The sequence below is a fragment of the Propionispora vibrioides genome (assembly GCF_900110485.1).
Taxonomy (GTDB): domain Bacteria; phylum Bacillota; class Negativicutes; order Propionisporales; family Propionisporaceae; genus Propionispora; species Propionispora vibrioides.
In genome coordinates this window covers 138,451-152,167 of sequence record NZ_FODY01000003.1, presented here as the reverse complement: position 1 = coordinate 152,167, position 13,717 = coordinate 138,451, and the positions used below count along the sequence as shown (strand labels likewise).

At 50.3% G+C, this 13,717-nt stretch carries 11 protein-coding genes and 1 riboswitch; of the genes, 9 read left to right on the top strand and 2 right to left on the bottom strand.

Features of this window, described 5'->3' with window-relative positions; genetic code table 11:
• The first annotated feature begins 2 nt into the window (after positions 1 to 2).
• Positions 3 to 1,169: a YibE/F family protein gene (locus BMW43_RS04055; RefSeq protein ID WP_091744126.1), complete on the top strand. Its 1,167-nt coding sequence runs from the start codon at positions 3 to 5 to the stop codon at positions 1,167 to 1,169.
• A 31-nt stretch (positions 1,170 to 1,200) separates the two neighbouring features.
• On the opposite strand, the gene BMW43_RS04050 is transcribed toward BMW43_RS04055, so the two are convergent.
• Positions 1,201 to 2,487, bottom strand: a complete 1,287-nt coding sequence (locus BMW43_RS04050; protein ID WP_091744125.1) for an ABC transporter ATP-binding protein — start codon at positions 2,485 to 2,487, stop codon at positions 1,201 to 1,203.
• 13 nt (positions 2,488 to 2,500) lie between these two features.
• Positions 2,501 to 4,243 (bottom strand): ABC transporter permease, encoded by a 1,743-nt coding sequence (locus tag BMW43_RS04045; RefSeq protein ID WP_091744124.1) that lies wholly within the window; start codon positions 4,241 to 4,243, stop codon positions 2,501 to 2,503.
• Positions 4,244 to 4,428: 185 nt separating this feature from the next.
• Positions 4,429 to 4,604: riboswitch (M-box (ykoK) riboswitch) on the bottom strand.
• 303 nt (positions 4,605 to 4,907) lie between these two features.
• Here BMW43_RS04045 and BMW43_RS04040 point away from each other — a divergent pair.
• From BMW43_RS04040 to nuoH, 8 genes are all read left to right on the top strand, one after another.
• Positions 4,908 to 5,111, top strand: coding sequence for a hypothetical protein (locus BMW43_RS04040; protein ID WP_091744123.1), 204 nt, complete (start codon positions 4,908 to 4,910; stop codon positions 5,109 to 5,111).
• A 214-nt stretch (positions 5,112 to 5,325) separates the two neighbouring features.
• Positions 5,326 to 6,945 (top strand): ABC-F family ATP-binding cassette domain-containing protein, encoded by a 1,620-nt coding sequence (locus BMW43_RS04035; RefSeq protein WP_091744122.1) that lies wholly within the window; start codon positions 5,326 to 5,328, stop codon positions 6,943 to 6,945.
• Between the two features lie 256 nt (positions 6,946 to 7,201).
• A complete protein-coding gene (locus BMW43_RS04030) occupies positions 7,202 to 9,394 on the top strand; it encodes a DNA topoisomerase III (protein WP_091744121.1) in 2,193 nt (730 codons plus the stop codon).
• Positions 9,395 to 10,189: 795 nt separating this feature from the next.
• Complete coding sequence (locus BMW43_RS04025; RefSeq protein WP_091744120.1) at positions 10,190 to 10,546, top strand: NADH-quinone oxidoreductase subunit A; 357 nt, start codon at positions 10,190 to 10,192, stop codon at positions 10,544 to 10,546.
• On the top strand, positions 10,537 to 11,052 hold the full coding sequence (locus BMW43_RS04020) for an NADH-quinone oxidoreductase subunit B (RefSeq protein WP_091744119.1): 516 nt from the start codon (positions 10,537 to 10,539) through the stop codon (positions 11,050 to 11,052). Before BMW43_RS04025 ends, BMW43_RS04020 begins: the two co-directional genes overlap by 10 nt.
• A complete protein-coding gene (locus BMW43_RS04015; protein WP_091744118.1) occupies positions 11,045 to 11,509 on the top strand; it encodes an NADH-quinone oxidoreductase subunit C in 465 nt (154 codons plus the stop codon). Before BMW43_RS04020 ends, BMW43_RS04015 begins: the two co-directional genes overlap by 8 nt.
• Positions 11,510 to 11,519: 10 nt before the next feature.
• Positions 11,520 to 12,617, top strand: a complete 1,098-nt coding sequence (locus BMW43_RS04010; protein ID WP_091744240.1) for an NADH-quinone oxidoreductase subunit D — start codon at positions 11,520 to 11,522, stop codon at positions 12,615 to 12,617.
• Positions 12,618 to 12,648: 31 nt separating this feature from the next.
• A complete protein-coding gene (nuoH, locus tag BMW43_RS04005) occupies positions 12,649 to 13,689 on the top strand; it encodes an NADH-quinone oxidoreductase subunit NuoH (RefSeq protein ID WP_091744117.1) in 1,041 nt (346 codons plus the stop codon).
• Positions 13,690 to 13,717 lie beyond the last annotated feature (28 nt).

The window sequence follows — 13,717 nt, the reverse complement described above, 5'->3', positions numbered from 1 at the left end:
TTATGATAAAACAATATTACAACAAATGTGTTGCTTCCAAATCATTTATACCGACAGCCGTGGTTTTGCTGGCTGTGCTTGTGTTGATTGTGCTGCCCGACCGGTTTGTAAATCCCGTGTATAGTCAGTTTGAAACCTCGAAAGCCCGCGTGATATCCGTAAACAACAACGGCATCCAGCGAGCCGGAATTGTTGCCTATGGCGAACAACGATGTGTAGTTGAACTGCTGGATGGCCGTTATAAAGGAACGGTTGCCGAGGCCATGAATATGCTTTCCGGGTCGTTAGGGACCGACAAGCAGTATCGGGCGGGGGATATTGCGCTGGTTACGGTGGGCGGTGTACAGGGCCAGGGGGTCTATAAAATATCCATGGTAGACCATTACCGGCTTAATTATCAGCTGTTTCTGGCCGGGGCGTTTATGCTGCTGCTGATTGTGCTGGCCGGCTGGATTGGTGTGCGGGCTATTTTGGCTTTTCTGTTTACCGTGCTTTGCATTTGGAAAATGTTGATCCCCTTCTTGCTGGCAGGATACCAGCCCATTTTGTGCGGTCTTTTGATTACGGCCATACTGACAACGGTCATTATCATATTGGTATATGGTTTTGACCGGCGGTTTATTGCTGCCACGCTGGGGTCGCTGTTAGGAACCGGACTGACGGCTCTGTTGGCTATTATTTTTGTTAGCATGTCGAAAATTCATGGTGCGGTCATGGACTATTCCGAAAGTCTTTTATATACCGGCTTTCAGCTTAATCTGACGGAAATATTTATTGCCAGCATTTTCATTGCTTCATCAGGAGCGGTCATGGACATTGCGGTGGATATCACCTCGGCAGTGTATGAAGTGATTGAGGCCAATCCGGCCATTAGTAAGGCGGCAGCTATGAAAGCGGGGCTAAATGTCGGACGCACTGTGCTGGGAACGATGAGTACTACGTTGCTGCTGGCCTATTCCGGCGGCTACATTGGCTTGTTAATGGTGTTTGTGGCGCAAGGAACACCGGTGCTGAATATATTGAACTTAAATTATATTGCAGCCGAAATATTAAATACGATGATTGGCAGTTTCGGCTTAATTACCGTGGCGCCTTTCACGGCTGTTACCAGCGCTACGCTGCTTGCCGGGAGTAAGAACAGGGCCGCAGAAGCATTTTTACAAGGCTGAAACTGGAAAAAACGGATAAAGCTGATGTTTTTTAGCTTTCGGCAAAAAGCTGGCGGCTCTGTTCATCGTAAGCAAACAGCTCGGCATATCTGCTCCAGGCAATCAGGATGTCCAGCAATAGGGGGATTTCGGCGGCAGGCAGGGAACGGGCCAATACGTCCTCGAAAAATTCAATGTTCATCCGTTTATTGGATTTGGATTGCAGGATAGCCAAAATCTTACCGGCTAGCGGGACATACTGTACAAGCTGGGCCCGGAACAGCTCCTTCCGTTCGAGGACCGAAGCCTGGGCAAACCGGATACCCTCGGGGGTCAGTTCAATATCACCGTCCACGACTTTGGCGAAGCCCAGTAACGTAGCTCCGTCGATGATCGGGAAAAAGTCCTCGCTGTCCATCATAAACCGGTCTGCTAATTTGTACAGATCGGTTTTTTCATTCAGGTCCTCCAGGAGTTCAAGAAACCCGGTTAGTGCGCCGGCGGAGACACGGGGCAGCAGGGTGATTTCTTTGTTTTCAATGGTGACGGTGTTGCGCGGGGCGGTGTCGCTGCGTTTCATCATTAAAGAGTATAAAGTATCGACCAGGCTGATAAAGGCTGGAGCATTCTTATCGCGCCAGTGAGGCAGCGTGATGGGCATATCGGTGTGAATGCCGGCCGGGCTGCCGGACACAACCAGAATGCGGTCAGCCATATAAACGGCTTCCTCAATGCCATGCGTTACCATAATGATTGATTTTGTCGGGATCTTATTTTCCCGCCACAGCTCCAGAATGTCGCGACGCAGGTTTTCCGCCGTCAGGACGTCCAGGGCGGAAAAAGGCTCATCCATCAGCAGCACATCGGGGTCACTGACCAGGGCGCGCCCCAGTCCTACCCGCTGCTGCATACCGCCGGACAGTTCCTTGGGGTAAGCATTCTCAAAGCCATCCAGGCCAACCATATCAATGACTGCCAGAGCTTTTTCTTTCTTTACGTTGGCCGGCAAGTCCTTGGAATCCAGGCCGACCAGCACGTTTTCTAAGATGGTCAGCCAGGGAAACAGGGCGAAGGACTGGAACACCATGGCGGCGCCGGGATTTACGCCCTGGTATTCCAGTCCGAGATAAGTGATTTTGCCGGAACTTGCCGGAGTGAGTCCGGCGATAATGCGCAGCAGGGTGGATTTGCCAGAGCCTGACGGTCCCAAGATAGCGAGAAACTCCCCGGCATAAATGGACAGATTGATATTGGATAATACCGGGACGCCGGCATTGCTGCTGCCGCCATCCCATTTCTTTTGAACCTGATTTAATTCAATTAATACCTTTTTATTCATGGCAAATCCCCCCTTAATTTAAGTGATATTTGGTTTCGGAAAGCTGGAACAGGCGTCTCCACAGCAGACGGTTCATGAGAATGACAAAGACGCACATAACCACAATACCGCCGATGATGGCCGGCCAGTCGCCGCTGGCGGTGGCTTGGCTGATATAGCTGCCGATACCGGTGGCGACCAACTGGTTTTCTTTCCAGGTAAGCAGTTCGGAGATAATGCTGGCGTTCCAGGCCCCGCCGGTAGCAGTAATGCAGCCGGTGATCAGGCTGGGGAAAATAGCCGGAAGAATAAGCTTTTTCCAGCGCTGACGGCTGGACAGTTTAAAGAGAACGGCCGCTTCCTTCAGGTCGTTGGGAATGGTGGTGGCACCGGCAATGACATTAAACAGGATATACCACTGGGTGCCGAGAGCCATGAGGGCAATAGACCCATATTCGAAATTTACCTCATGGCGCAGGTAAAATACGGCAATGAAGGGATAGAGCATATTGGCAGGAAAGGAGGCGGCGATTTGCACAAGAGGCTGAAACAGTTTGGTCAGGCGGGGATTGGTCCCAATCCAGACACCGACAGGCACGGTCCAGAGCAATCCGAAAAGCGTGGCGATAATAATCCGGCCTAGTGTGTAAAGACCGAAAACAAAGAGATTCCCTAATTCTTCGGTGCCGAGTGAGGCCAGCATTTGGTAACCGGCATAGGCTTCCTGCACTACATAATAAACGGCTCCCAAGGCCAGGGCGTAGGCGAAAGCTGAGCGCAGCACGGAAAATAGTTTGAATCGCCCGGCTTGCCGGACCGTGTGTCCGCCAAAGGCGACAAAGCGGCTCCCATAGCTATATATCACACTGCAAAGCGGGGTCAACAGGTACTTGCGCAGCCAGGCTATGAAAATGGCGCGTTGCAGCAGATCGTAAACGAAAGAGGAAGGTACCTCTTTAGCGGCGGTGCGTTCCATTTTGAATTTTTGGGACCATACGACGATGGGCCGCCAGAAAAGCTGGTCCACAGCCACAATCATCAGTACCATGGTTACCATAGCATATACCAAAGCTGTCATATCGCCGTTGGTTATGGCGGCGGCCATGAAGGAGCCGATGCCGGGAAGCTGGATGCTGGAATTGAGCACCGTGATGGTTTCGCTGGCGGCCAGAAAGAACCAGCCGCCGCCAAAGGACATCATGCTGTTCCAGACCAGACCGATCATCGAAAAGGGAACCTCCAGGCGAATGAAGCGCTGCCAGGGGTTGAGACGGAGCATGGTAGCTGCTTCCTTAAGGTCCTTGGGTAAGGTGGTAAGGGAATGGTAGAAACTGAAGGTCATATTCCAGCACTGGCCGGTAAAGATGGCAAAGATGGAGGCCAGCTCCACGCCTAAGAGACTGCCGGGAAACATACCGATGAACATGGTAATGGTAACGGACAGAAAACCGAGCACCGGGATGGATTGCAAGATATCCAATAAGGGAATCAAAACTTTTTCAGCCAGCCGGTTTTTTGCGGCCAGGCTGCCATAGAGCAAGGTGAACAGCAGCGAGGCGCCATAGGCTAAAAACATACGCAGCAGAGAACGGCCGGCATAGTACGGCAGATCGGCCGGATTAGACGAAAGATCAAGCTGTGTTTCCGGCGAAAAGGGAACGGCCATGCCGGAACTTAAGCGTACAAGCGAATAGAGCAGGGAAAAGACAAAAATAATAACTGCGAGATCCAGTAAGCCGAAGCGGCGGGTGGGTATGTGGGAAGAAAAAACGGCCATAGTCATCACATCCTAATGTAGTTTTTCGTGCTTTGCCGTGTACCGGTTTTGACGGCAAATAAAATAGTATATGCGCCGGATTAGGGCCATCGTCCATACATACCACCTCCTATACAATAAAAAATGACCTTCCCGTACGGGAAGGTCATGCTGACAGCAAAGAAAGGCGCAGCAAAAGCGGCGCTTGACCTCCCCACTCGTTTGAGCTTTGGCACTGTATAACGTAGAGCAAAATGCGCTGCGCTCAGCCACCTTAAGTAAAACCTTATGCCGGTAATACCTGTTCTACCCATTGGCGTCTTTCGACATTTCCGGGCAGTGGCCTGTGTTCATACAGGAGCCTCACCTAACGAGGAAGTTGTGATTCTTATAATTACATAGAAACTGTAACACCGTACCTGGCCGCTGTCAATTGTTTCTTTTTAAAATGCTGCTATTTTTAACAGGAATTTAAAATTTGACAATAATGAAAAATTCATGCTATTATAATAAGGAGATTATTCACCAGGCTGTTTTACAGCGACATGTAAAAAAGAGTACTAGTGTGAGTTGCCTGTATCTTCTATTTCAGTATATGTTGGTAATAGTCCCAAGGGTAATTGCGGCTGATGACGCTGGCGCAGCGTTATGAATTACCTATTTAAGTTCATGGAGGAAAGGGATTATGGAGCAGAAAACGATTACGCATCTGCTTAGCCGCTTAACTTTTCTTGGGTATCACCGGTTTGAAATCAAGAACATCATTAAAGATGCGATTGGTGTCGAACATGTCGATGGTTTAAATCGTACCCAAGTAGGAAAAGTGATCCGGCATTTGAAGATGTATGAGTTACTTGGTTCTGACTATGTGCAGACCTATAGCAAGTAACTAACCCCAACAACCAACCGGGAGTGGTGACGCTCCCGGTTTTTTATATGTTCTTGAGGACACGCCTGAAAACTGTGCGTCAGGACTGCTGCCAGTCTTTAATTTCTTAACGCTAGGTCGAGAGATCATTAAGCCAGTAGTTTCCTGGACTAATCGGGCCAGACATGGTAAAATCAGATGTTATAAAAACAATAAAGAAAGATGGGTTACATACATGATCAGTACAAACAGGTTAACATTACAATTTGGCAAACGTATCTTATTTAAGGATGTGAATATAAAGTTTACGCCAGGCAATTGCTATGGTTTGATCGGGGCTAACGGCACCGGCAAATCAACCTTTTTAAAGGTGCTGTCCGGCGAGATTGATCCGACCAATGGTGAAGTCAGCATCACTCCCGGTGAACGGCTGGCGGTGCTAAAGCAGAACCATTATGAATTTGACGAATATGAAGTGTTGAAAACAGTCATTATGGGCCATGCCCGGCTGTATGAAATTATGGAAGCCAAAGACGCCTTGTACGCCAAAGCCGACTTTTCCGAGGCGGACGGCATGAAGCTGTCGGAACTGGAATGTGAATTCTCCGAACTCAACGGCTGGGATGCCGACTCGGAAGCCGCCCGCCTGCTTAACGGACTGGGCATTCCCGAAGCGCTCCACTATCAGAAGATGGGCGATTTGAGCGGCAAGGAAAAAGTGCGGGTACTGTTGGCGCAGGCATTGTTCGGCAATCCTGACATCCTGCTGCTGGACGAACCGACCAACCATCTGGACATCCAGTCGGTAACCTGGCTGGAAGACTTTCTCTACGATTTTCCCAATACCGTCATCGTCGTATCTCATGACCGGCATTTTCTGAATAAGGTATGTACTCATATCGCTGATATTGATTTTGAAAACATTCAATTATATGTAGGCAACTATGATTTCTGGCTGGAATCCAGCCAACTGGCGCTGCAACTGGCGAAAGACGCCAATAAGAAAAGGGAAGAAAAGGCGAAGGAACTGCAAAGCTTTATTCAGCGGTTCAGCGCCAACGCTTCCAAATCACGGCAGGCCACTTCCCGGAAAAAACAACTGGAAAAACTGACGCTGGAAGATATCAAGCCTTCGTCCCGCAAGTATCCCTATATTGCCTTTAAGCCGGAACGGGAAGCGGGAGCGCAGCTTTTACAGGTGGAAGGTTTGTCGAAAACGATTGACGCGGAAACCGTGCTGAACGATGTCAGCTTTCTGGTAACCAAGGGCGATAAAATCGCCTTTGTCGGACCGGACGGTTTAGCTAAAACGACGTTGTTTAAAATTCTGATGGGTGAATTGGAAGCCGATGCCGGGGAATTCAAATGGGGGGTTACCACCTCACAGGCCTATTTCCCTAAGGATAATTCCAGCTATTTTGACGGCGTCGAGCTGTCGCTGGTCGACTGGCTGCGCCAATTTTCCCAGGATCAGGAAGAATCCTTCATCCGGGGCTTTTTAGGCCGGATGCTGTTTTCCGGTGAGGAAAGCCTGAAAGCCGCCAATGTTCTTTCCGGTGGCGAAAAGGTGCGCTGCATGCTGGCAAAAATGATGCTCAGCGGGGCCAATGTGCTGCTCTTAGATGAGCCGACCAACCACTTGGACTTAGAATCCATCACATCATTAAATAACGGCCTGATCAGTTTTGATGGAACCATGCTGTTTGTGTCCCATGACCACCAGTTTATTCAGACCATTGCCAACCGGATTATTGAAATCACGCCGAACGGTATCATTGACCGGCGGATGACCTATGAAGAATACCTGGAAGACGGGGAAGTAAAGAAGCAACGGGCTCAATTATACGGCGAGTAATAGAATAAAGCTCAGAAGCCTTACAGACGGTGTAGCTGTAAGGCTTTTTGGACATGCTGTCTAGGGAACCGCTGATTTAATGATCCTGCCAGCCTGGCGAGAGATTTCTTCGGCTGGCAAGGAAGCGCGCAGGAATAGCGGTTCCTATTTCAAGGTTTTGCTGATGCAGCCGGCGGAAAAAGACCGCCAGACTGCGTGGTGTGAATAAATCAGTGGTTTCCTACGAGCAGCAGCGGATAAAAGGGAGAGAAGCTATATGAGCAAAATACTGGTATTGGCGGAGAAACCTTCGGTGGGCAGGGACATTGCCAAGGTGCTTGCCTGCCATAAACAGGGAAAAGGTTATTGGGAGGGTGAGCGGCATGTGATTACCTGGGCTCTGGGGCATCTGGTGACACTGGCCGATCCCGAAGAATATGATGAGAAATACAAGTCCTGGCGTCTGGAGGATTTGCCGATGCTGCCGGCGACAGCCAAACTGGTGGTTATCCGGCAAAGCAGCCGCCAATTTCGTATTGTCAAAGAACAATTACTGCGCAAGGATGTTGGCGAAGTGGTAATTGCCACCGATGCCGGACGGGAAGGAGAACTGGTGGCCCGTTGGATTCTGGAAAAGACCGGCAGCCGCAAGCCGGTAAAACGCCTGTGGATTTCTTCGGTAACTGACAAAGCTATCCGGAACGGTTTTGGCAGTTTGAAACCAGGCAAGGCCTATGAGAGCCTGTACGCCGCGGCAGCCGCCCGGGCTGAGGCTGACTGGCTTGTCGGAATAAACGCTACCAGAGCGCTGACCTGCAAATATAATGCCCAACTGTCCTGCGGACGGGTCCAAACGCCGACGCTGGCGATGATCGCTACCAGAGAGGTGGAGATTGCCCGCTTTAAGTCCCGGCCTTATTACGGGCTGGCGGCCGTGGCCGGTGGCGTCCGGCTGATCTGGCGCGACGGCAAAACCAACGAGCCCCGAACCTTTCAAAAAGAAGTCAGAGACAACCTGTTGGCCGGCCTTGCAAATAAAACCATGAAAATCATTGAGGTGGTTAAGCAAGCTAAAAAGGCCTATGCACCGGGCTTGTACGATTTGACGGAATTGCAGCAGGACGCCAATAAGGCCTTTGGCTATTCCGCCAAAGAAACGCTGTCTATTGCCCAAAGGCTGTATGAAAGTCATAAGGTGCTGACCTATCCCCGGACCGATTCGCGTTATATTTCCTCCGATATTGTGGAGACGCTCAAGGAACGACTGGAAGCCTGCGGTGTCGGTCCTTATACCAAGGCGACTTTTGCTGTGCTGAAACGGCCTATCCGGGCGAACAGCCACTTTGTTGATGACGGCAAGGTGTCTGATCACCATGCGATTATTCCCACCGAGCAATTTGTCTCACTCCAGGATTTTAGTGAGCAGGAGCGTAAAATTTACGATCTGGTGATCAAACGTTTTTTGGCTGTGCTCTATCCGCCGTTTGAATATGAACAGATTGCGGTAAAGGCATCACTTAACGGTGAGACCTTTACTGCAAGGGGGAAGGTGATCCAGGCTGCCGGTTGGAAGGAGCTATATGGCGGTCAATTGGAAGGCGAAGAAGATGCGGACGACGAGCAGGAACAAGTGCTGCCTCAGCTTGCGGCAGGTGCTGTCTTACCGGTTGGCCGACTGATCCCGACCGAAGGGGAAACCAAACCGCCAGCTCGCTTTACCGAAGCAACCCTGCTTTCGGCGATGGAAAATCCGGTAGCTTATATGAATCAGGAAAGCGACAGTCTGAAAAAGACGATCGGTGAAACCGGCGGGCTGGGGACGGTGGCGACCCGGGCTGACATTATCGAAAAGCTGTTTAATAGTTTTCTGATGGAAAAAAGAGGAAAGGATATTTTCCTGACATCCAAGGGAAAACAATTGCTGGAACTGGTACCGGACGATTTGAAGTCACCGGCTCTGACGGCCCAATGGGAACAAAAGCTGGGCGCCATCGCCAAGGGGGCGTTGAGCAAAACAGACTTTGTACAGGAAATGAAACGGTATGCCGGGCTGATTGTCGGCCGGATTAAAGACAGTCAGGAAAGCTTTACCCATGATAATATGACCCGTTCCAAATGTCCGGAATGCGGCAAATATCTGCTGGCGGTCAACGGAAAAAGAGGGAAAATGCTGGTTTGCCAGGACCGGGACTGCGGTTATCGCAAGGGCCTTTCCCAAACGACCAATGCCCGCTGCCCCAACTGTCATAAAAAGCTGGAGCTACGTGGCGAAAAGGAAAACCGGTTGTTTGTTTGTACCTGTGGTTACCGGGAAAAATTAACCGCTTTTCAGGAACGGAAGAATAAAGAGCAGGATAAAAGTTCAAAACGGGAGGTAGCGGTCTATCTGAAAGAGCAGAAGAAAACCACTCAGGAGCCGCTTAATACGGCCCTGGCTGATGCCCTGGCCAAACTCCGGCTGAACGATTAGGTAACTACTGCCTGTCGGCAGGCTGAGGGAAACTGCTCAGCAACAAGGTTCCTTAACGGAAAACCCTGCAGCGAGAAGCATATCACATCGTTTCTGCTGCAGGGTTTTTGCATTGGCAATTGCGGACGGGGCGAAGCGGTTGTCAGTTATGGCAGAACGTGATATGATTTAATTGATTGATAAATATTGTAAATATCCAGCTTGTTGTTTGATAGGATAATCCGTTATATTTTTGCAGTATCAGACATGTTGTGATGCTAATCACAGTCAAAGTAGGGAAGATCGATTATCATAATCATATACCGAAGGTTGTAAAAGCAGATTAGTTCAATCTAACTATATTGCACCTTTGTCCAGTATGGCGATGCAAATACTGTATACAGTATGAATTAATCAGTATTCTTTCAAAAAACATGTTCAATTCCTGCTGGCAAAGTATTGAATTATAAAATGAAACATGGTACCATCTACTTAGTCATTTTTACGCTCTCTTTATTTTTTTATGGTATAAGTGAAATTTTGAACAATTGACCGGAGGGATGGTAACTAAGTAAGTGAAAAAGTGAACATTTGTCTAGACGCTGCTGTATGAATGGGCCTGTCGACAGAGCGAGAGAATTTTTCGCATGGCAAAAGATTCGTCAGGATGCATAGTGTGAACCAACCGGTGGTTTTCGAGGGCCAACCTGTGGGGTCGCTGACTAGCTTTGCAGATATGTGTCATACTAACCCAAGATAGTGTTGTTTAAGCTAAAATGATTGAATTTTTGCTCAATAACGAAAGGGAGGATGGTTATGTTACAGGATTATACTTTAATTGGCGTACTCATCCTGATTGCGCTGGTCGTTCCCATTGGCGGCCTGGTTGCTTCGGCCATGGTACAGACCCGTAAACCTGGCCTGGAAAAGTCGCTGCCCTATGAATGCGGCATCGATCCCATCGGCAAATCGTGGATTCAGTTTAAAGCAAGCTATTATTTATATGCCTTGGTGTTTGTCGTTTTTGATGTGGAAACGATGTTTTTATATCCCTGGGCCGTCCAGTTCCAGCAGCTTGGTTTGTTTGCCTTTGTAGAAATGATTATCTTTGTGGCCATTTTAACGCTTGGATTATGGTATGCCTGGAAAAAGGGGGCTTTGGAGTGGAAATAAAAGATGCGGTGGCAAAACCTGATTCTTTATTGGAACGAAATATTATCGTCACTTCGATTGAACAGGTGCTGAATTGGGCCCGCAGCAACTCGCTGTGGCCGCTTACCTCCGGTTTGGCCTGCTGTGCCATCGAGATGATGTCGGCGGCAGCGGCCAGATTTGACCTGGCCCGATTTGGCTACGAGGTGTTTCGTCCGTCGCCCCGGCAGGCTGATCTCTTGATTGTGGCCGGTACGCTGACCTGGAAGATGGCGGGGCCGTTAAAGCGGCTGTATGAGCAAATGCCGGAACCAAAGTACGTTATTGCCATGGGCAACTGTGCCAATGCCGGCGGGCCGTTTGTCGATTCGTCCTATACCGTTGTGCCCGGCGTGGATAAGATTATCCCGGTGGACGTATATATTCCCGGCTGTCCGCCGCGGCCGGAGGCTCTTATTCAGGGCCTGCTGGAACTGAAAAAGAAGATTCGTCATCCTGAAGTGGCAAGGCGGGATCAACATGACTAAACAAATGATGACCAAGGATGAACTGACAGAGCTGGCCGCCCGCTTTGCCCCGGCGACTGAGGTGAACGGTGAGGGAGTAAGCGGCGCCTTGGTGATTGCTAAGGACAGGCTGCTGGAGCTGCTGCGCTGGTTGAAAGAGGACGCGGACTATCAGTTCACCCTGCTGAGCAATGAGACGGCTGTGGACTACCCCGAGTATTTTGAACTGGTCTGTCATCTTTATTCCTGTCACCGCCGCCAGATGCTTACCGTTAAGGCGCGCTGCAGCAAGGAGGAAGCGGCTTTTCCATCCCTGATGCCGCTTTGGCCGGGCGCCAATTTCCAGGAACGGGAGATTTACGATTTGCTGGGGCTTACCTTTACCGGCCATCCCCAGCTCAAGCGTATTTTATTGCCGGCGGAATTTACCGGGCATCCGCTGCGTAAAGATTTTAAAGCAGCCGGCCAAGAAGTGTGAGGTGAAGGATATGCCAAGAACAGAAGTATACACACTCAATATGGGACCGGTCCATCCCAGTACCCACGGTGTTTTGCAGGTGATCTTGGATCTGGACGGCGAACAGGTGGTGCGGGCTACCCCGGAAATGGGCTATTTGCACCGCGGTATTGAAAAGCTGGCCGAGGGCCGGACCTATCCCCAGTTTTTGCCTTACACCGACCGGCTGGATTATGTATCGGCCATGGGTAACAATCTGGGGTATTGCCAGACGGTGGAGAAGCTGCTGGGCGTGGAAGTACCGGAACGGGCCGAATATATCCGGGTAATTATGGCTGAACTTAACCGTATTGCCAGTCACTTGATCTTCTTCGGCACCATTGCCATTGATTTTGGTTCGGCTACCGGTATGATTTATGGGTTCCGGGACCGCGAAAAGATACTGGACTTATTTAATATGGTCTGCGGCGCCCGCATGACATTTCATTATATCCGCATCGGCGGGGTGGCGGAAGACTTGCCGGTCGAATTTGTGCCGGCGGCACGGGCTTTTCTGGATGAATTTCCCTCGTTGCTGGAAGAATATCACGGCCTGATCAGCGGTAATGAAATTTTTATGCACCGTCTGAAAGGCTACGCCAAAATCAGCGCGCCCCGGGCCTTGGAGCTGGGCATGACCGGACCGTCGCTCCGGGCCTCCGGTGTGGATTACGATATTCGCAAGGTTGATCCTTACGGGATCTACGACCGTTTTGACTTTGCCGTTCCCCTGGGCACGCAGGGCGACAACTGGGACCGTTACATGGTCCGGATGCAGGAAATGGAACAAAGCGCCCGGATTATCCGGCAGGCGCTGGACGGTTTACCGGAAGGGCCGGTGAAGGCCAAAATGGCTCGGGTAATCAAGCCACCGGCGGGGGATGTGTACCACCGGATTGAAAATCCCCGGGGTGAGTTGGGCTATTATATTGTCAGTGACGGCAGCACCAAGCCGTACCGTGTACATATCCGCCGCCCGTCCTTCATCAACCTGCACGCCCTGGATGAACTATGCCGCGGACTCTTAATCGGCGATGTGGTGGCCATTTTGTCTACGCTGGACCCGCTGATGGGTGAGGTAGACTGTTGAATACAGGTTCGTAGTAGGGGAGGAGACTTTTATGACTGAGTTACTGGGACTTGCCAGACTCTCGGCAATGATCCGGGAGGTGTTGACGCTGTTCCTGCCTTATCCTGATGTTGTGGATTTTATTATTGGTCTGGTGGGTATTGCCGGTATTTTCGGTGTTATTTTTACTGCCGCCCTGGTGTTGGTTTATGCCGAACGTAAGATCAGCGCCTTCATGCAGGTCCGCCTTGGCCCGAACCGGGTAGGGCCGGCCGGTATGCTGCAGAGCTTTGCCGATATGCTTAAGCTGTTAAGCAAGGAGGACATTATTCCCTGCGGTGTTGACCGCTGGATGTGGATGCTGGCACCGGTGGTGCTGTTTTTGCCGGCGGCAACCGTGTATGCTGTATTTCCTTTTGATGACGGAGCTGTGCTGGCCGATTTGAATATTGGTATTTTATTTGTTATGGCTATTTCCGCTCAGTCGACTTTGCCCTTTCTCATGGCCGGCTGGTCTTCCAACAGTAAATACGCCGTGATTGGCGGCATGCGGACGGTGGCTCAGATGTTAAGCTACGAAATTCCGCTGGTCTTTTCCGTACTGGGTATTGTCATGCTGGTTGGGTCCATGCGGTTAAGTGATATTGTGGCCGCCCAGCAGAATATATGGTTTATTGTGCTGCAACCGGTGGCCTTTGTCATTTATGTCATTGCCGCCACGGCCGAGACCAACCGGGCGCCCTTTGACCTTGTGGAAGGGGAGTCGGAGATTATTGCCGGCCCGTTTACCGAGTATTCAGGCATGCGTTGGGCTTTTTTCTTTCTGGCGGAATACGCCAACCTGTTGGCCGCCTCGGCCATTGCCGCCACCTTGTTTCTTGGCGGCTGGCACGGGCCGTTCCTGCCGGGCTGGCTATGGTTTTTTATCAAAGTAGGTCTGATGATTTTCTTATTCATGTGGTTTCGCTGGACCTTTCCCCGTTTCCGGATTGACCAGATGATGAGTTTTGGCTGGAAAATACTTTTGCCGCTGGCCTTGGCCAATATGGTTGTAACAGGAATCGGAATTTTTGTTTACAGGTTGTGGAGTTAGTGCTTCACTAACTTACACTCTTTAAAAT

Bases quoted from the DNA above. Each gene is read 5' to 3' on its own strand.
- BMW43_RS04050 (WP_091744125.1), bottom strand. From the start codon at position 2,487: ATGAATAAAAAGGTATTAATTGAATTAAATCAGGTTCAAAAGAAATGG.
- BMW43_RS04035 (WP_091744122.1), top strand. From the start codon at position 5,326: ATGATCAGTACAAACAGGTTAACATTACAATTTGGCAAACGTATCTTA.
- nuoH (WP_091744117.1), top strand. From the start codon at position 12,649: ATGACTGAGTTACTGGGACTTGCCAGACTCTCGGCAATGATCCGGGAG.
- BMW43_RS04030 (WP_091744121.1), top strand. From the start codon at position 7,202: ATGAGCAAAATACTGGTATTGGCGGAGAAACCTTCGGTGGGCAGGGAC.
- BMW43_RS04025 (WP_091744120.1), top strand. From the start codon at position 10,190: ATGTTACAGGATTATACTTTAATTGGCGTACTCATCCTGATTGCGCTG.
- BMW43_RS04040 (WP_091744123.1), top strand. From the start codon at position 4,908: ATGGAGCAGAAAACGATTACGCATCTGCTTAGCCGCTTAACTTTTCTT.
- BMW43_RS04010 (WP_091744240.1), top strand. From the start codon at position 11,520: ATGCCAAGAACAGAAGTATACACACTCAATATGGGACCGGTCCATCCC.
- BMW43_RS04055 (WP_091744126.1), top strand. From the start codon at position 3: ATGATAAAACAATATTACAACAAATGTGTTGCTTCCAAATCATTTATA.
- BMW43_RS04015 (WP_091744118.1), top strand. From the start codon at position 11,045: ATGACTAAACAAATGATGACCAAGGATGAACTGACAGAGCTGGCCGCC.
- BMW43_RS04045 (WP_091744124.1), bottom strand. From the start codon at position 4,243: ATGGCCGTTTTTTCTTCCCACATACCCACCCGCCGCTTCGGCTTACTG.